The following is a 16,760-nucleotide window of genomic DNA, read 5'->3' on the forward strand; positions in this document are numbered from 1 at the left end:
CATAGGCCAACGGTAGAGTGATCGTTATGCAGCTCCGGTAGTCCTTCCGGGTGTAGCCGAGTGCCGGTCAGCGCACGGCGCTGGCGAGGGCGTTCGGGTGCGCGCGGGTCGTCTTCAACGACGCATTGCGCGTCCGCGAGGAGGCCCGCAGGTCGGGGCTGCCGTTCGTCACCTCCGCCGAACTGTCCAAGCACCTCACGGCCGTCAAGAAGACCCCGGAACGGGCCTGGCTCGGCGAGGTGTCGGCGGTGATCCTCCAGCAGTCCCTGCGGGACCTGGACACCGCGTACCGGAACTTCTTCGACGGCCTCAAGGGCAAGCGCCCCCGCATGGGCGCTCCGCGCTTCAAGTCGAAGCGGGACAAGCGGCAGTCGATCCGCTTCACCGCGAACGCGGCATGGCGGATCACCCCGGGCGGGAAGCTGCGCCTGCCGAAGATCGGCGACCTCAAGGTCAAGTGGTCCCGCACGCTGCCCTCCGCGCCGTCCACGGTCACCGTGGTCAAGGACAGGGCGGGCCGGTACGTCGCGAGCTTCGTCGTCGAGACCGACGCCTCCGAGGTGCTGCCCCAGACGACACCCGAGGTCGGTATCGACCTCGGCCTCGGGCACTTCGCCGTCCTCTCCGACGGGACCAAGGTCGACAGCCCGCGCTTCCTGCGCCGGGCCGAGAAGCGCCTGAAGAAGGCCCAGCGCGCCCTCTCCCGCAAGGAGAAGGGCTCCAGCAATCGGAACAAGGCCCGGACCAAGGTCGCCCGCGCACACGCGCGGGTGGCCGACGCACGCCGCGAGTTCCACCACCAGCTCTCCACGCGCTTGATCCGCGAGAACCAAGCGGTCGCCGTGGAGGACCTGGCGGTGAAGGGACTCGCGCGCACACGCCTGGCCAAGTCCGTGCACGATGCCGGCTGGTCGGCGTTCGTGTCCATGCTGGAGTACAAGGCCGCCCGGTACGGGCGCACCTTCATCCGGATCGGCCGCTTCGAGCCGACCTCCCAGATGTGCTCGCAGTGCGGCGTCAAGGACGGCCCCAAGCCGCTGAACGTCCGCGAGTGGACATGCCAGGCGTGCGGGGCGGTCCTGGACCGGGACATCAACGCGGCGGTCAACATCGCCAAGGCCGCCGGACTGGCGGGGCCAGCCTGCGGAGCGCAGGTAAGACGGGCACCCGTGCCCGCACCGCGCAGCGAAGCAGGAACCCACCCGAAGCGACCCACACAGCGAACGTGGGAGCAGGCGCGAATCCCGGGCCTTCAGGCCCGGGAGGATGTCACATGCTGCTGACCGACCGCGCGTAGTTGACCTGCCCCATCACCTGCTGGAAGGTGTGCGGGCTGGTGGCCGGGATCATCGTCGAGTGGTGCTTGCCGCCGCTGGTGACGGTGACCTGGACGAACCCGGTCGTCGTCTTCTCCTTCATCAGCAGGAACAGCAGCCCCAGGAGGCAGAAGACGAAGAACACGACGGCGAGCACGATCGCGTGGGTGGGGATCTTCTCCTCCGTGCGCGACATGTCCGTCGCGTTCCACACCGCGCCCTTCAGCGGCAGCGTGCCCGCCGGGGTGACGATCCCGTCGGGGAGCACCGTGATGTCCCCGATGGACACCAGCGGCTGACCGCCCGTCGGCACCGGGGCCCCGCCCGGGTGGGACGGCAGCGCCACGCCCCCGGGCTGCGTCATCGCGTAGGGCGGGGTGGAGCCGTCGGCGAGTGTCGGGTTCTGCGGGTAGCCGTACGGTCCCGACGCCGGTCCCGGATAGCCGTACCCGGGCGCGCCGGGCGGCTGGGACGGGCCCCAGTTGTACTCCGGCTCCCCTTCGCGGTACGGATTCGCCTCGGTCATTGTTCTCCCCGCTTCCCTGCCTGTCAGACGGTCCCCTGATCCTGCCAGTTCCGCACCCGCCCGGTGAAGTCCGGTGCCGTGGCGCACGCGAGGGCCCCGGCTCCCGAGAAGTGGAGCCGGGGCCCTCGCGCCCCGCGGGCGCGCCCGCGCGCGCCGGGGGCAGGGTGTCAGAAGCGGCGCGTGATCAGCGCCCGCTTGACCTCCTGGATGGCCTTGGTGACCTCGATACCGCGCGGGCAGGCGTCCGTGCAGTTGAAGGTCGTGCGGCAGCGCCACACGCCGTCCTTGTCGTTGAGGATCTCCAGGCGCTGCTCGCCCGCCTCGTCGCGCGAGTCGAAGATGAAGCGGTGCGCGTTGACGATCGCCGCCGGGCCGAAGTACTGGCCGTCGTTCCAGAACACCGGGCACGAGGAGGTGCACGCGGCGCACAGGATGCACTTGGTGGTGTCGTCGAAGCGCTCGCGGTCCTCGGCGGACTGCAGGCGCTCACGGGTGGGCTCGTTCCCCTTGGTCACCAGGAACGGCATGACGTCCCGGTAGGCCTGGAAGAACGGCTCCATGTCCACGATCAGGTCCTTGAGGACCGTCAGGCCCTTGATGGGCTCGACCGTGATCGGCTTCTCCGGGTTGATGTCCTTGATCAGCGTCTTGCAGGCGAGCCTGTTCTTGCCGTTGATCCGCATCGCGTCGGAGCCGCAGATGCCGTGGGCGCAGGAGCGGCGGAAGGTGAGGGTGCCGTCCTGGTCCCACTTGATCTTGTGGAGCCCGTCGAGCACCCGCTCCTTGGGGTCGATCTCCAGCTGGAAGTCCTCCCAGACCGCGTGCTCCGACACCTCGGGGTTGAAGCGGCGGATCCGGAAGGTGACGGTGATGTACGGGGAGGCGCCCGAGGTCTCCTCGGTCTTGTCCAGTACGGGGGTAGCCATCAGTACTTACGCTCCATCGGCTGGTAGCGGGTCTGGACGACCGGCTTGTAGTCGAGACGGACGGTCTCGGAGCCGTCTTCGCCGACCTCGCGGTACGCCATGGTGTGGCGCATGAAGTTGACGTCGTCGCGGTTCGGGTAGTCCTCGCGGTAGTGGCCGCCGCGGGACTCCTTGCGGGCCAGGGCGGAGACGGCCATGACCTCGGCCAGGTCGAGCAGGTTGCCCAGCTCGACGGCCTCCAGCAGGTCCGTGTTGAACCGCTTGCCCTTGTCCTGGACGGACACGTTCTTGTACCGCTCGCGCAGTTCGGCGATCTTCTCGACCGCGGTCTTGATCGTCTGCTCGGTGCGGAACACCATCACGTTGGCGTCCATCGTCTCCTGCAGCTCGCGGCGGATCTCCGCCACGCGCTCGCTGCCGGTGGAGGCGCGCAGGCGCTCGACCATCCCCTCGACCAGGGAGGCCGGGTCCTCGGGCAGCTCGACGAAGTCGGCCTTCGCGGCGTACTCGGCGGCCGCGATGCCGGCCCGGCGGCCGAAGACGTTGATGTCCAGCAGCGAGTTGGTGCCCAGGCGGTTGGCGCCGTGGACCGACACGCAGGCGACCTCGCCGGCGGCGTACAGGCCCGGGACGACGGTGGTGTTGTCCGCGAGCACCTCGCCCTGGACGTTGGTCGGGATGCCGCCCATGGCGTAGTGCGCGGTGGGCTGGATCGGGATCGGGTCCGTGTAGGGCTCGATGCCGAGGTAGGTCCGCGCGAACTCCGTGATGTCCGGGAGCTTGGCGTCCAGCTGCTCCGGCGGCAGGTGGGTGAGGTCCAGGTAGACGTGGTCGCCCTCGGGGCCGCAGCCGCGGCCCTCGCGGATCTCCGTGTAGATGGAGCGGGAGACGACGTCCCGGGAGGCGAGGTCCTTCATGACGGGGGCGTACTTCTCCATGAAGCGCTCGCCGTCCTTGTTGCGGAGGATGCCGCCCTCACCGCGGGCGCCCTCCGTCAGCAGGATGCCCATGCGCCAGATGCCCGTCGGGTGGAACTGGAAGAACTCCATGTCCTCCAGCGGCAGGCCGCGCCGGTAGCAGGCCGCCTGGCCGTCACCGGTGAGGGTGTGCGCGTTGGAGGTCACCTTGAAGAACTTGCCGTTGCCGCCGGAGGCGTAGATGACGGCCTTCGCCTGGAAGATGTGGAGCTCGCCGGTGGCCAGGTCGTAGGCGACCACGCCGGCGGACTTCCGGACGCCGTCGACCTCGGTGATCAGCTGGTCCAGGACGTAGAACTCGTTGAAGAACTCCACGCCCTCCTTGACGCAGTTCTGGTACAGCGTCTGGAGGATCATGTGGCCGGTGCGGTCCGCGGCGTAGCAGGACCGGCGGACCGGTGCCTCGCCGTGGTTGCGGGAGTGGCCGCCGAAGCGGCGCTGGTCGATGGTGCCGTCCGGCGTCCGGTTGAACGGCAGGCCCATCTTCTCCAGGTCGAGGACGGCGTCGATGGCCTCCTTCGCCAGGATCTCGGCGGCGTCCTGGTCGACCAGGTAGTCACCGCCCTTGACCGTGTCGAAGGTGTGCCACTCCCAGTTGTCCTCCTCCACGTTCGCCAGCGCGGCGGCCATGCCGCCCTGGGCGGCGCCCGTGTGGGAGCGGGTGGGGTAGAGCTTCGTCAGGACCGCGGTCCGGCTGCGCTTCGTCGCCTCGATGGCGGCGCGCATGCCGGCGCCGCCGGCGCCGACGATGACGGTGTCGTACTTGTGGATCTTCATGGCGTGGATTACCTCAGCCCCGTGCCTAGCGGATGTTCGGGTCGAAGGTGAAGATCACCAGCGTGCCCAGAAGGATGGTGAACACCGTGGCGGTGTACAGCAGGCCCTTGAGCCACAGGCGCGTGTTCGGCCGCTCCGCGTAGTCGTTGATGACCGTGCGGAGGCCGTTGGCGCCGTGCAGCATGGCGAGCCACAGCATCAGCAGGTCCCAGGTCTGCCAGAACGGGGACGCCCAGCGGCCGGCCACGAAGGCGAAGCCGATCTTGGAGACGCCGCCGTCCAGCACCAGCTGGATCAGCAGGTGGCCGATGACCAGGACGACGAGGACCACGCCCGAGAGGCGCATGAACAGCCACGCGGCCATCTCGAAGTTGCCGCGGGTCGACTTCGGGGTCTTCCCGGTGCGCTTGCGCGGCGCCTCGATGTACGGGGCCGGGTTGTCGACGTCGTAGTGGCGGGCCTCGCCCTCGCCCTCGACCTGGCCGATTGCGGAAGTCGTGTCAGTGGACATCTCTCGCCTCAGCTCCCGAACAGTTCACGAGCGGCGTGGCCGAGCACGGGGTACAGGGCGCCCGCCATCAGGACGACCCAGATGCCCATGACGGTCCACAGCATCTGCTTCTGGTAGCGCGGGCCCTTGGACCAGAAGTCCACGGCGATGACGCGAAGGCCGTTCAGCGCGTGGAACAGGATCGCGGCGACGAGGCCGTATTCGAGCAGCGCGACGATCGGCGTCTTGTAGGTGGCGACGACCTGGTCGTACGCCTCGGGAGAGACACGGACGAGAGCGGTGTCAAGCACGTGTACGAACAGGAAGAAGAAGATGAGGACGCCGGTGACTCGGTGAGCCACCCAGGACCACATTCCTTCCCGGCCGCGGTACAGCGTTCCAGCCGGCACGGATGAACCCTCCGGGAGCGGGGACTGGGGCCTGCCGGCTTGGGATGTCGGTCGGGCCCGGCCGGGTACGGTCCACCGGCCCTGGACATCGTAGCGACGTGTTGTCGGTTCGTTCGCCCGGGGTGCACCGGTGTGATCAAACAGGCAATCAATCAGCCTCGTACGGGCTACACCGGACGCCCGGGACGGCCCTTCCCCGGCGCGGACGCCAGCGCCCGCACCACCCGGGAGCGGGCCAGGGCGCGCAGTTCGTCGGCGGCGACCGAGCGCTCCTCGTCCGGCTCGTGCGCGAGGCGGCGCCGGATCCCGGCGAGGACCTGGTCCAGGTACTCGTCCGGACGGTGGCCGTCGAGGCAGATGACGAACGCGTGTCCGAACCTGCTCTCGTACGCGGCGTGGGCGGCGGCGAGCGCGGTGCGCGCGGCGGGCGGCGCGTCCGGGGCGGGCCCGGCAGCGGACTCCAGGGCCAGCGCCTCGTGGACATCGGCGGGCGTCAGGTCGTAGGCCGCCTCGTCGCACGCGGCCAGCAGGGCGCCCAGGTCGGGGTAGGGGCGGTGGGCGGCCACCCGCCGCGCCCAGCGGTGGCTGCCGCAGCAGCCGAGGAGCAGCGCCTCGGCCCGGGGCGCGGGGGACGCGTTGAAGGCGGCCAGGCCCGGCGCGCCCGGCGCGCGGCCGCTCGTGCCCCCGCCGGTCGGGTCCGGTGCGGTGGGGCGTGCGGACGGTATGGCGCGGGTGGCGCCGCCTGCGGGGGCTGCGGCCGGGGGCCTGACGGCCGGCCCTCGCTGCGGCAGGGCGGCGGGAGTGTCGCTGGACAGCGGGAGCTCCTCGGAGAACCAGCGGGACGGCTGGGAAGGGAGGCGGGACGGCTGCGGAGGGAGGTGCGGGACGACTGTGGGGAGGGAGGTGCGGGACGGCTGCGGAGGGAGGTGCGGGGCGACTGGGGAGGGAGGTAGGGATGAGCCGCAACGCTATCGATCTGTGTCGAAAGCTGTGCGAAGCATGCGCGAATTTCACCCGGACGGGAGAGTTTGGGATCCTCATATGGACGCGAGGGGTGGACGCTGATGGGGGGTGTCGTTTGCGACGATCGCCGTATATGGAGGTAAGCGCATGATATGGGGCCCCCGGATAGCCGGTCGCTCTCGTGCCGCAGGCGCGACGGCCGCGCTGCTCGCCGTCTTCTCTCTCACCCTGGCGGGCTGCTCCGCCGCCGACGGCGATCCCGGCGCGGCAGCGCCCGGCGAGCCCGCGACCACCTCCCCGTCCCCGTCGCCCAGCCCCACCCGCAGCTACCCCCTCTCCGAGGCGCCCGGCACCGTGCCCGCGGTCCAGCGGCACCAGGCGGCCCGCGGCCCCGGGTGGGAGCCCGGCCCCGAGAGCGGTGTGGTGATCGCCGAGGGCAGCGAGGGGCTCGCCGACGAGGCCCGGCTGCTGGCACGGGAGCTGGAGCTCGACTACCGCGGAACCGTCCCGGCCCGCGCCGGGGACGTGCGGCTCGCCCTCGCCGGGAGCGGACCGGCCGAGTCCTACACCCTCACCACCCGCGGCGACCGCGTCGCGATCACCGGGCCCGACGAGGCCGGCGTCTTCTACGGCACCCGCACCCTGAAGCAGGCCCTGCGCACCGGCGGCGCCATGCCGGAGGGCGTGGTGACCGACCGCCCCGACCGCGCCCAGCGCGGCCTCAACCTCGACATCGCGCGCAAGCACTTCACGGCCGAGTGGATCGAGGCCCGGATGCGTGAGATGGCCGACCTCAAGCTCAACCAGCTCGGTCTGCACTTCTCCGACGACCAGGCCTTCCGCATCCAGTCGGACACCCACCCCGAGGTGGTCTCCGACCCGCACCTGACCAAGGCCGAGGTCCGCAGGATCGTCGCGCTCGGCAGGAGCCTGCACATCTCCGTCTTCGGCGAGATCGACTCGCCCGGCCACCTCGGCGCGGTGCTGCGCGCCCACCCCCAGCTCCAGCTCCGCAGCGTCCAGGGCGTCCCCCGCCAGGGCGCCATCGACATCTCCCAGCCGCAGTCCGCCGAGATCGTGGACGACCTGCTGCGCGAGTACACCGCCCTGTTCGGTGCGCGCTGGTTCCACGTGGGCGCCGACGAGTACCAGGCGCTGACGGTGCGCGACCCCGCGGCCTCCTACCCGCAGCTGGCGACGGCCGCCCGCGAGCGCTACGGCGCCGGGGCGGGGGTCCAGGACCTCGCCGAGGGCTGGCTCAACGACCGGGCCGCCGTGGTCCGCGGAGCCGGCCAGATCCCGAAGGCGTGGAACGACGGCTTCTTCGCCGGGGGAGTGGTCAGCGCCGACCAGGACATCGAGGTCGAGTACTGGACCGGCAAGGAGATCGGCGCCCGCGAGCCGTCCGGGTACCTGGCCGAGGGCCGGAAGATGGTCAACCTCAACGACGAGTACCTCTACTACGTCCTCGGCGAGCCCAACGAGTTCGTCTACCCGACCGGCGAGCGCATCTACGAGGAGTGGACCCCGCTGGTGCTGCGCGGTTCCGAATCCGTGGCGGAGAAGTACTCGGACCAGATCCTCGGCGGACGCTTCGCCGTTTGGTGCGACCTCGCGAACTCCCAGACGCCCGAGCAGGTCGCGGAGGGCATCCGCCGCCCGCTCCAGGCGGTCTCCCAGAAGCTGTGGGACGCGGACGAACCCTCGCTCACCTGGACGGAGTTCGAATCCCTGGCGGATCGGGCCACTACCGGGTGAATCCCCTCCCCATGCCTCGCTGACCAGCACAAAGGTGCTGGACGCCGGTGCCGCCGCCCACGTAAGGTCCCCGGGCGGCGGCCCGCCCCCGGTGCGCGGAGCCGTCTTCTCGCGTTTCCCGCGGCGCCACGGGGGAGTGGCGCCCCTTCTCCGTCTCCATGAACCAGGGGGGTTCGTTCGTCATGCCGTGTTCCCAGTGCGAGCACAGATCCACCACGTCCGCAGGGGCGCCCTGCCCCGCGTGCACGGGCCAGGCCGCCGCCGCGGCACCCGCCGCCCCGGCGGCCCCGGTCACCACGCTCACGCCCACCCCCGCCCCGCCGCCCGGCGTGGTCGGGTCGGGGGTGCTCCGCTCCCCGGTGGGGCTGGGGCGGGCGGCGATGATCCTGCTGCTCCTCGTGGCGGTGGCCGACATCGCGTACATCATGGCCACGCTCAACATGCGCCGCCTGGTGGCAGGGGTGCTCGACGACGGCTTCGTCGCCTTCCCCGAGGCGGACGCAGAATTCGCCGACGCGCTGATGGCCGCGACCTCGTTCGCCAGTATCGTCTTCGTGCTGGCGACCATCGTGGTCTTCATCATCTGGTTCCACCGGGTGCGCTGTAATGCCGGTGTCTTCGCCACCGACTGGTTCACCAACGGCACGGGCATGGCCATCGGCTCCTGGTTCATCCCGATCGGCAACCTGTGGATCCCCCGGCGCGTCGCCGTCGAGACCTGGACCGCCAGCCGGGCCGACCACCTCGCCCCCTCACGGCACGAGCCCACCACGCTGGTCAACGCCTGGTGGACGGCGTGGCTGATCACGATCTGCCTCGGCCGCGTCGCAAGCCGGCTCTACGACCGTGCGGAGACGGCCGACGAGATCGTCTCGGCCGCCGACCTCCTGGTGGCCGCTGGCGTCACGAACATCGTCGCCGCCGTGCTCGCCATCCTGTTCGTCCGCAGGCTGACCCACATGCAGCACACCAAGGCCCTGGCGCTGTCCCAGACGCCCCGGACGGTGTGAAACCGGACCACGGAGCGCCCGCGGCTGCGGCGCTCCGTGGTGAGAAGGTGACACGGAGGTATGGCGGAACCCCACCGCACTCCCGTAGGGTCAGGGCGAACTTTCAGCCAGCGGCTGATGCGTTTTTGAGCCATCGGCCTGGCGGGGGAGAGCCATGCCCCCGTCCGCGAGGGGAGGCGTCCGCATGACGTCGAGCAGCCTGTCGGAACTGACCGCCACGGCGGACGAGCGGACGCTGGCGGTCAGCGGCCTCGCCTGCCTGGAACGCTGCCTCCCGGTCCTGGTGGACGACGCGGACGCGCTCCGTCCGCTGTGGGCCGCCGCTGCCGCGGGGGGTGGCACCTGGGCCGAGCGCCTTGCCGAGGTGCGCGCCGCGATCGGCGAGCCGGGTCCGGGCGACGCGTCCGCCGCTCCGGTCCGCCGGATGCTGGACGGCATCCCGGACGACTGGGCCTCCGAGTCCCTGGCGGCTTGGGCCGCCCTCTGCGCCGGTCTCGCCGTCGACGTCCACCGCGCGGCGGACCCGCTCGGCGACGGCGGGCCGCTCGTGGACGGCGAGCGCCTGCGCCAGACCCAGACCCTCGACGCCCTCGCCCGCGACGAGGGCGGCATGGGGCCGCGGGTCGCCCTCGACCTCTCCACGGAGGGCCGCCGCGTCCTGCGGGCCGCACTGTCCCGGAAGGCCCGCGCGGCCGGGGCCTAGGGTCTGTGACCTGGAAGGTTCACCGGCTCCTGGCGGATCCATCACGCCGTGAGAGGGTCGACTGCCCCAGCTGATGCCTTCCTCGCCGCGGACGCGGGCGCGTTCACGGCGTCGGGCGGCTGGGACGTCGGGCGTTCGTGTTCCGAGATTAGGTCATGTCCGACGGGTCGAGTGCCTCGTCGAGCGGTGCATCAACGCGCTCAAGGCATCCGGGGCCGTGGCGACTCGATACGACAAGAGAGCCTACGTCTTCCACGGCACGGTGACTCTGGCCGCGCTTTGCCTGTGGATCCGCCCCTGATCTCTCGAATGCCCTTCCGTGGCGGTCATGTCGATGAACTCAGTCGTCGGCGGCGACGAGGAGAGTGATCCGTCCAGCGGAGCGGTCGATGAGCACGAACTCGTGGAAGTGCTCGTGCACACGCCCCCAGTCATGAACGGCCTCATTCCCCAGCCCGCTCAGGTGGTAGATGTGGTCGGCTGCCGCCAAGCGGTCGAACACCTCCTGCTGCAGATCCGCCTCCAGTTCGGCGGGCACGTCCCCGGACTGGTTCACCCACCCCCACAGGACGTACGCGCTCTTCTCCCGATTGACGGCTTGGTAGACGTCAGGGGTAACCAGCCTCAGCCAATACGGACCGTGCCTAGCCCCCTCCGACAGGACGCCACCGCCTGCGTAGTCGTCCCGGAACTGCTCATGCCCAATGAGCGCCGAGAGCAGTTCCTGAGCTTCGCCGGACTCAGCCGGGAACCGCAGGTGCTTGAGGTCGACCCACCTGTAGCCGTGTGACCTCGGGTCCCGGAACGTGTAGTTCCGAAAATTGATCAAGGCACTGGCCTCGTGGGTGAGCGGGTTCTCCATAGGCCACAGCCTAGGAGCCGAACAAGGTGACTCTGCGGCCCCATCGGACAGACCCTAGGAGCCGTTCCACCAGAGGCCGGGTGAGCGGGTCCTTGTCGAGCAGCGGCCAGCCGGTCAACTGGACGAAGAACCTCGCCAGCTCCGTCTTGCCGCTCCCGGCGTAGCCCCCGACCAGGATCAGGACGGGGCGGTGCGGGTCACCGCCGGTGTGCCTCCGCTTCCAGGCGTCGATGATGCGCTGCTGGAGAGCGAAGTGCCCGGCGTCTTCGCTGCCGGGCGAGATGCGGTGGATGGCCCGTTCAACGGCCAAGACGTGCGCGCCAGTGAGGCGGTCGTCCATCGGCGTGAGTTTGAACGACGTCTCTTCACCGGGCAGAGCGGTCCGGAATCCCAGGTCAGGCTCGGTGGCCCGGTAGAGGAGGCAGTAGGCACGACGGTAGTGCGGGCCCGGGTAGACCTCGCCCTGCTCGTGCTGCCACAACGTCTGAGGATTGGCGGCGGGGATCCCCTTCAACTTGGCCCGCGCAGCCCGACGCCCTCTCCGAGGCGGTCGCGGCCTGCACCGCCAACCGCGAACGTGCCCGGCTCGTTGCTGACGCCCTGCGGGCCGGAGGGCCCGAAGCCCTCGCCCTGAAGTACACCGACACCGCGACCGCCCAGCGCATGGCCGCACTCGTGCAGAATCCCGGCACGCAACTCGCCGAGGTCAACCGTGCGTTCCGTATCGCCATGCGCCGCCTCTACCGCACTCGCAACATCATCCTCCACGGCGGTGCCACCCAAGGCGTAGCCCTGGACGCTTCCCTGCGAACGGCCGCGCCTCTCCTTGGAGCCGGTCTGGACCGCATCGTGCACGCCTCATACACCGAAGGGCTCGACCCGCTCGACCTCGCAGCCCGCGCCGAAGTCGCCCTCGAACTCGTCGACGGAGAAACCGGCCTGTCTACGGTGGACCTGCTCGAGCCGCCTCACTGAGCACACCCCACGGGCCACCTCTTCACCCATTGATCCGGTGGACGCACCGAAGGCAGCCTGTAGATCACGCCTCGTGCTTCCTGCGGCAGGAGAAGTGCTCAGGCAATCCTTCGGGGCCGGGGAGGCTTGCGGGCTGGCCGCAGTTGAAGCGACAGAGGGGGATCGCCATTCCTGACGCGTCGACTGGTACTCGCGCGGTCATGGTTTCCCGGAGGCGGGACTCGAGGACGATGGAGCGGCTTCCGCGCTTCTGCGCCGGTTCTGATCGCACATCCGAGGGCCGGCGATCCTCGGTGCAGCTGTCGCGCCGATCACCTTGCCGTACGGCTGCCGGGCGCTCCTTCCCATCCGAGTGTGGCCCGTTCGCCTCGAGATACTTCTGCCATTGCTGCAGGGGGGAGCCACCCGTGGTGCCCCGCTCGCTGGAGCGGGATCCGTGTACCGCCAGTGGCGGTTGCGGCTCCGACGGGGGCGGCCGCCCCCAAAGTGCCGGTGAAGAACCGCGTCAAGGCGGTGCCCGGCTTCGATAGGCGATGCTCGGCTCCAGCGACATCGTCAGGCAGTGGCGACCGAGGGGCAGCCGAGGCAGCGAGCTGAGCCCGGCCAGTGACAGTGGCCGGGCTCAGCTGGTAGTGCCAGGGATGTCAGAGTATCTCGACGATCACCTTGTCGATGCTGATGGTGCAGTCGGGCACGTAGACACGCACAGTGCCACTCTTCTGATCCACGCGCTGCGAAGTCTTGTCTGCCTCGTAGTCGCAGACAGCCAGTGCGCGCCACTTGCCGGAGCCGGTGCATTCTGCCCAGCCCCCCGTCTCGCCAGCGCTTGTCTTGCAGGACAGCGCCAGTGCGCCGGCCTCGCTCGCCATCGCTGGAGCTGCACCCAATGTCAGTGCGGCGATGGCCAGGGCAGCCAGGATACGGCCTCTCATCGTTTCCCCTTGCTGGTGGATGCCTGCCGTGCGGGTCGTGAGGATTGCGCAACAGGCAAAGGATGATCTACCCCTGCTTGACATGCGAGTCAATGGGGGCTTAACTGCTTGCATGACGGATGAACTATCGAGCGACGGCATGTATCGCTTCCGCGCGAAGCGGCAGCGAGACGGATGGATTCTGCGGATCGCCGGCACCGAAGAGGCGTGGATCCGCCGCCTCACGGAGGCGTCCGAGGCCGCCCGAAGCTTGATTTCCGCAGCAACCGGAATTCCGACAGCCCAGATCAACGTGCAGATTGATGTCGAACTGGATGAGCCCCTGCAGAGCAGAAAAAAGGAAGCCGTGCAAGCAATTGTGGATGCCCGTCACGCCCAAGAAAGGGCGTCCAGGGCTTACCGAGAGGTAGCCAGAAGTCTCCAAGCATCCGGGGCGTCGGGAGCAGAGATCGCCTTGATCCTTGATGTGTCTCGGCAGCGTGTTTCGCAGCTGCTGGCCACTAAATAGGGTCATTCGGAGGCTCGGGCTGCGGACTACTTCATTTCAACCTGAACGCGGTCGATGTCGAACGAGCAGTCCACCGCGTATCGTCGCATTGTGCCACCGCTCTGCGTTGCCCAGGTCGTGTACTTGTCGAACCCGGGGCTGCAGATGGAAACGACCCGCCACGTGCCGGATCCGGTGCATTCGGCCCATCCCCCGGTGCTGCCGACGCTGGTCTTGCAGGACAGGGCCTGCGGTGCGGCCGTGGCGGTCGGGACGGTAAGCCCGAAAAGGGCCGTCGCACCGATAACGGCTGCAGCGATGCCTCGTCTGTTCATTTTTTCCTCCCCTGTTCGTGCCGCAGGAGCGCGGCACAGACGCAGCCTGCATGACATCTATTCGACACTCAACCGCTTGTCGAGAACATGGCCGGGAAGCGCAACGGCTGTCCGGAGTCAAATCCGGACTTTACTGCGTCGAGACCACCATCAAATCAGCCGTATATCTGGCTGAATTCTCGGTAGGCGTGAGGATCGAGAACCTTCCTTACCGGAATAAACTGGTGCAGAAGTTGCAGCCTTTAACTGGGCGAAGGTGGCGGACTGCCGAAAATGGACAAGATCGACTTTGCCGCCCGCTCGGTGTTGCTGCTTTTTCCGCCAACGTATCCAGTTCCTGTTGATCGCCGGCGCTGCAGTGATGCAGGCTGCGTCTGTGCCGCGCTCCTGCGGCACGAACAGGGGAGGAAAAAATGAACAGACGAGGCATCGCTGCAGCCGTTATCGGTGCGACGGCCCTTTTCGGGCTTACCGTCCCGACCGCCACGGCCGCACCGCAGGCCCTGTCCTGCAAGACCAGCGTCGGTGACACGGGAGGGTGGGCCGAATGCACCGGATCCGGCACGTGGAGGGTCCGTTCTGTGTGCAACTTCGCTGACTACGACCGGTACACCGAATGGGTAACCACAAACAGGAAGACCCGTGTGTACGCGTCGGACTGCGCCTTCAACATCATCGACGTCGTAGTACAGGTGAAGTAATCCGACGGAAGAGCAGGCCGACTGGCGATGGCCTGTCTGGCCATGACTAGGTGCGACAGCATGGTCGCCGGAAGGCACTCCAGGTAAAGCGGGCAAATTCCTTGACATGAAGTGAACCCTGTAGCGAGTACAGGATCGGATTGGCGCCCGCTAACAGCAGACGTGAGCCCCGAACAGGAGTGTGCGTACCGGTCCGGGGCTCACGCTCACACAATAGTGCTTCGTCGGAGATGGCGAAGACCTCTGCAGGTTTAGTTCTCGGAAAATTTGCCGACAACGCACTGCCCCTTTTTCGCAATAGTGACTATCTGCCCAATATGGACACAGGGCGCCTGGTCGGGAGATCCAAGAGCTGGCCGAAAGATGCCACCAGTTTGGCGCATATTTGATCCTCGCGAGAGTTGAAGAGCCGTTGTGGCGCTTAAGTCCTGCGTACCGTCTGTCAAAATGCAGGCGGCATCGGACACCGATGCCGCCTAGCACGCATAATGAGTGAAGGACCGAATGAAGGTATCGTCATACCCGATAAAAAATAAGCAACATGCCGGATCGATGGAATCTTGTGAGAAACGTAGCCGTGCGCGACGGTACGCAACACCACTTTCTGCAGTGCTTCTTTTTTCCTCTATCAAAGTATTCGGTCTTGCGGTCCTGGCGCTCTGGTCTCATACTCAGGAAAAAAGCGCGGTGCGCTTACTCAGTCAGCGCTGGGACTCGCTGTGGTATGTGCGAGTAGCAGAGCATGGTTACGACTTTACGTTGAAAGCGCAAGACGGCCGAGAGCTCTCGAGCAAAGCTTTCTTCCCTCTTTTGCCATGGCTGGAAAGAGGTGTCAGCGCTGTCGGGCTTACTCCCAGCCAGGCAGGCTTGCTTGTCAGTGCGGTGGCATCGATCTTCGCAGCCCTTGGCCTTTTTCACCTGGGACGCCACCTTCACAGCCCACAAGCGGGTACATTGCTTGTCTGCCTCTGGGCCTCCCTGCCGGTCGCCATCGTGCAATCCATGGCGTACAGCGAGTCCCTGTTTGTCGCGCTCGCCGCCTGGAGTCTCTACTTCCTCCTGCAGGATCGCTGGGTAGTCGCCGCGTCCCTGGCCTGTGCGGCCGGCTTGACGAGACCTGTTGGAGTCGCCCTCGGCCTAGCAATTTGCGTTCACGCATTCACTCGCCTGCGACATGTGGACAATAAGGGGAAAATACTTGCATCATGTGCCTTGTCCCTCGCTGGAGCCTCCACATACATTCTTTGGGTGGGGGTTCAGCAAGGCAATTTCCTCGGATACCTGGACGTGCAAGAGGCATGGGGTAACGGATTCGACTTCGGATACTCCTTCGCCCTTTTTATAGGCGAGCTCGCCTCCCCGTCACCGATCATCGCATCATTATTCCTCATCGTTCTCATTGCTATCACTACCGCACCTCACCTCCTGATGTACATTCAGGGATACCCGCTACCTCTGATCGTGTACTCGGCAGTAGTCGCTTCCATGGCTATGGGGGCTTCCGGGTATTTCGGATCGAAGCCGCGACTTCTCATACCGGCATTTCCGCTACTCCTTTTGATTGCGGTCACTCTTTCTCGGTCCGCAAAGCCCTATCTGTGGATCGCGCCCCTTGCAGTGACCAGCGCCCTCTACGGCGCCTTCTGGCTCAACGGCTCGGGGCCGCCGTAATCGGATCCCGACCACAAATCGGTGCATCGGAACCGGTGATGGCTCCGAAGCCGACCGAGAGCGGGTCACCATGGCCCACCGGGCACCGGTTCGCCGACCGCACACGGGCCCAGCACGCTACCGTCCACACGCTGCTGGCGGGTCTGCCGCACGATCGGGGGCTCTTCGGTGGCCCTGCTGGGAGGCATCGCTGTCGCGGACCCGGCCCCGCCGGCTGCGTCAAAGCCCAAGTCAGGGGTGACCTTGACGGTAGGCGGCGGTGAGTCGGCCCAGCACATCATCACCTGCGCACTGTTCGCGAATAAGCCGAACTACAGCGGAGGCATCATCACCGCCACCGGCGGTATGAGCGGCTGCGTGCCCTCGACGCCCGAGGGCTGTGCAAGCGAGGTGGATCTGCAGGTCTACCTCTCCGGCCCCGGCGTCTGGTCAACAGCGGCAGCAAGTACGCGGCAGACCAGGTGCCCTCCGCCAGCCCGCTCGACCACCGCACGCATGAACTGCGACTCCGACACCACGTCGTGGTCCTACCGCACGGATACGCTGGCGAGCATCTGTCACGACGGGACCACCGACAGCAACACATCGACCAGCGCAGTCCTCAGTGTGAAGTGCGGCTGACGCCCCACACCCGAAGATCGCGTGACGCCACCCTCCCGGGGGCCTACGAGGCGGTCGGCGTGGTGCGCCGAACGTGCAGGGGCGGCGGCAGTGGAAGCCGGAGTCCTGCCACTCCCCGGATGTTCAGTTCGCCGGCCTCTGCCCGGCGCAGCAATTCGCCCCCGTTCTTCAGCGCCATGACGACCCGGGTGCGCAGGCGGGGGTGGAACGGCATGGCGAGCGGGACTAGGGGCTGTCCGGCGGATCATGTGCGGAGCCATAACCGGATGGCGGCGACGGTGACCGTGCCGTGGAAGACGTAGGCCCGCTTGTCGTATCTC

At 67.8% G+C, this 16,760-nt stretch carries 18 protein-coding genes and 2 pseudogenes; 10 read left to right on the top strand and 10 right to left on the bottom strand.

Annotated elements, in window-relative coordinates; genetic code table 11:
• Positions 1-56: 56 nt before the first annotated feature.
• Positions 57-1,283: pseudogene (locus tag ACGF15_RS17560) on the top strand (RNA-guided endonuclease InsQ/TnpB family protein); the annotation flags it as partial.
• On the opposite strand, the gene ACGF15_RS17565 reads toward ACGF15_RS17560, so the two are convergent.
• From ACGF15_RS17565 to ACGF15_RS17590, 6 genes are all read right to left on the bottom strand, one after another.
• A complete protein-coding gene (locus ACGF15_RS17565) occupies positions 1,270-1,842 on the bottom strand; it encodes a hypothetical protein (protein WP_392799895.1) in 573 nt (190 codons plus the stop codon). The pseudogene ACGF15_RS17560 and the gene ACGF15_RS17565 sit on opposite strands and share 14 nt — an antisense overlap.
• Positions 1,843-2,009: 167 nt before the next feature.
• Complete coding sequence (locus ACGF15_RS17570) at positions 2,010-2,768, bottom strand: succinate dehydrogenase iron-sulfur subunit (RefSeq protein ID WP_345616467.1); 759 nt, start codon at positions 2,766-2,768, stop codon at positions 2,010-2,012.
• Positions 2,768-4,522, bottom strand: a complete 1,755-nt coding sequence (sdhA, locus tag ACGF15_RS17575; protein WP_345616466.1) for a succinate dehydrogenase flavoprotein subunit — start codon at positions 4,520-4,522, stop codon at positions 2,768-2,770. Before sdhA ends, ACGF15_RS17570 begins: the two co-directional genes overlap by 1 nt.
• Before the next feature lie 25 nt (positions 4,523-4,547).
• Positions 4,548-5,033, bottom strand: a complete 486-nt coding sequence (locus ACGF15_RS17580; protein WP_345616465.1) for a succinate dehydrogenase hydrophobic membrane anchor subunit — start codon at positions 5,031-5,033, stop codon at positions 4,548-4,550.
• 8 nt (positions 5,034-5,041) lie between these two features.
• Positions 5,042-5,422: a succinate dehydrogenase, cytochrome b556 subunit gene (gene sdhC / locus ACGF15_RS17585; RefSeq protein ID WP_256525557.1), complete on the bottom strand. Its 381-nt coding sequence runs from the start codon at positions 5,420-5,422 to the stop codon at positions 5,042-5,044.
• Positions 5,423-5,589: 167 nt separating this feature from the next.
• Entirely contained in the window at positions 5,590-6,237 is a 648-nt protein-coding gene (locus ACGF15_RS17590; RefSeq protein WP_345616478.1) for a 2-oxo-4-hydroxy-4-carboxy-5-ureidoimidazoline decarboxylase, read from the bottom strand.
• A 295-nt stretch (positions 6,238-6,532) separates the two neighbouring features.
• Between ACGF15_RS17590 and ACGF15_RS17595 the strand changes: the two genes are divergently transcribed.
• The 4 genes and pseudogenes from ACGF15_RS17595 to ACGF15_RS17610 all read left to right on the top strand — a co-directional run.
• A complete protein-coding gene (locus ACGF15_RS17595; protein WP_392799900.1) occupies positions 6,533-8,143 on the top strand; it encodes a glycoside hydrolase family 20 protein in 1,611 nt (536 codons plus the stop codon).
• A 182-nt stretch (positions 8,144-8,325) separates the two neighbouring features.
• Complete coding sequence (locus ACGF15_RS17600; RefSeq protein WP_362607945.1) at positions 8,326-9,153, top strand: DUF4328 domain-containing protein; 828 nt, start codon at positions 8,326-8,328, stop codon at positions 9,151-9,153.
• 184 nt (positions 9,154-9,337) lie between these two features.
• A complete protein-coding gene (locus ACGF15_RS17605; RefSeq protein WP_256525561.1) occupies positions 9,338-9,856 on the top strand; it encodes a hypothetical protein in 519 nt (172 codons plus the stop codon).
• A 160-nt stretch (positions 9,857-10,016) separates the two neighbouring features.
• Positions 10,017-10,157 (top strand): annotated as a pseudogene (locus ACGF15_RS17610) (IS5/IS1182 family transposase); the annotation flags it as partial.
• Between the two features lie 39 nt (positions 10,158-10,196).
• On the opposite strand, the gene ACGF15_RS17615 reads toward ACGF15_RS17610, so the two are convergent.
• Together ACGF15_RS17615 and ACGF15_RS17620 are read right to left on the bottom strand one after the other, a co-directional pair.
• On the bottom strand, positions 10,197-10,718 hold the full coding sequence (locus ACGF15_RS17615; RefSeq protein ID WP_345616462.1) for a hypothetical protein: 522 nt from the start codon (positions 10,716-10,718) through the stop codon (positions 10,197-10,199).
• Positions 10,719-10,728: 10 nt separating this feature from the next.
• Positions 10,729-11,199: a hypothetical protein gene (locus tag ACGF15_RS17620; protein ID WP_392799905.1), complete on the bottom strand. Its 471-nt coding sequence runs from the start codon at positions 11,197-11,199 to the stop codon at positions 10,729-10,731.
• A 182-nt stretch (positions 11,200-11,381) separates the two neighbouring features.
• On the opposite strand from ACGF15_RS17620, the gene ACGF15_RS17625 reads away from it, so the two are divergent.
• Positions 11,382-11,693 carry a hypothetical protein gene (locus ACGF15_RS17625; RefSeq protein ID WP_392799908.1) on the top strand — a complete coding sequence of 104 codons (312 nt, stop codon included), beginning with the start codon at positions 11,382-11,384 and terminating at the stop codon, positions 11,691-11,693.
• Positions 11,694-12,337: 644 nt separating this feature from the next.
• On the opposite strand, the gene ACGF15_RS17630 is transcribed toward ACGF15_RS17625, so the two are convergent.
• Complete coding sequence (locus tag ACGF15_RS17630) at positions 12,338-12,625, bottom strand: hypothetical protein (protein ID WP_392799911.1); 288 nt, start codon at positions 12,623-12,625, stop codon at positions 12,338-12,340.
• A gap of 112 nt (positions 12,626-12,737) precedes the next feature.
• Here ACGF15_RS17630 and ACGF15_RS17635 point away from each other — a divergent pair, with 112 nt between their 5' ends.
• Complete coding sequence (locus ACGF15_RS17635; protein WP_392799913.1) at positions 12,738-13,133, top strand: hypothetical protein; 396 nt, start codon at positions 12,738-12,740, stop codon at positions 13,131-13,133.
• Between the two features lie 26 nt (positions 13,134-13,159).
• On the opposite strand, the gene ACGF15_RS17640 is transcribed toward ACGF15_RS17635, so the two are convergent.
• The gene (locus ACGF15_RS17640) at positions 13,160-13,447 is read right to left on the bottom strand and encodes a hypothetical protein (protein ID WP_392799916.1); all 288 of its coding nucleotides are present in this window, start codon (positions 13,445-13,447) and stop codon (positions 13,160-13,162) included.
• A 273-nt stretch (positions 13,448-13,720) separates the two neighbouring features.
• On the opposite strand from ACGF15_RS17640, the gene ACGF15_RS17645 reads away from it, so the two are divergent.
• The 3 genes from ACGF15_RS17645 to ACGF15_RS17655 all read left to right on the top strand — a co-directional run bounded on the left by ACGF15_RS17645 (position 13,721) and on the right by ACGF15_RS17655 (position 16,440).
• The gene (locus tag ACGF15_RS17645) at positions 13,721-13,864 is read left to right on the top strand and encodes a hypothetical protein (RefSeq protein WP_392799919.1); all 144 of its coding nucleotides are present in this window, start codon (positions 13,721-13,723) and stop codon (positions 13,862-13,864) included.
• A gap of 788 nt (positions 13,865-14,652) precedes the next feature.
• Positions 14,653-15,819 (top strand): glycosyltransferase family 39 protein, encoded by a 1,167-nt coding sequence (locus tag ACGF15_RS17650; RefSeq protein ID WP_392799922.1) that lies wholly within the window; start codon positions 14,653-14,655, stop codon positions 15,817-15,819.
• A gap of 168 nt (positions 15,820-15,987) precedes the next feature.
• On the top strand, positions 15,988-16,440 hold the full coding sequence (locus ACGF15_RS17655) for a hypothetical protein (protein ID WP_392799925.1): 453 nt from the start codon (positions 15,988-15,990) through the stop codon (positions 16,438-16,440).
• The last annotated feature ends 320 nt before the right edge of the window (positions 16,441-16,760 follow it).

This window comes from Streptomyces sp. NPDC048001, from assembly GCF_043203115.1.
GTDB lineage: Bacteria > Actinomycetota > Actinomycetes > Streptomycetales > Streptomycetaceae > Streptomyces > Streptomyces sanyensis.